The organism is Rhizobium sp. RAF56, assembly GCF_052113965.1.
Lineage (GTDB): Bacteria > Pseudomonadota > Alphaproteobacteria > Rhizobiales > Rhizobiaceae > Rhizobium.
Genome location: NZ_JBFRDU010000160.1, coordinates 1 through 332, shown reverse-complemented (window position 1 = coordinate 332; position 332 = coordinate 1). Strand labels below are relative to the sequence as shown.

Below are 332 nucleotides of genomic sequence, written 5' to 3'. Positions count from 1 at the left end.
ACCGTCGCCTCCCAGGTCTTCGACACCGCCTGCTGCTTGCGGATGAATGCAACGACGTCGTTGTATTCCGATTCGCTTAGCAGCACCCGCCAGCTGGCGGAGCGGTATTGTTCTTCGAGATCGCCGTCGGTCCATCCGGTCGTGGCCGCCACCGGCACGAAATGGCCGAGCACGTAGTCGCTCGGCTCGTGAGAAGCGGGCGCAAGGCCTGCCACCTCCGGATTGATCGGGTTTCCGTTCTTGTCGAGTGTGCCGAAGACCACATAGGTGTGGCCATAGCTCAACGCATAACGCGAGCGAAATTCGATAAAATGCCGGTTTGCGGCGACCTG

Annotated in this window: 1 pseudogene; it reads right to left on the bottom strand. The window is 60.5% G+C overall.

Annotation, left to right across the window (positions count from 1 at the left end):
• Positions 1-332: pseudogene (locus tag AB4048_RS29055) on the bottom strand (hypothetical protein); the annotation flags it as partial.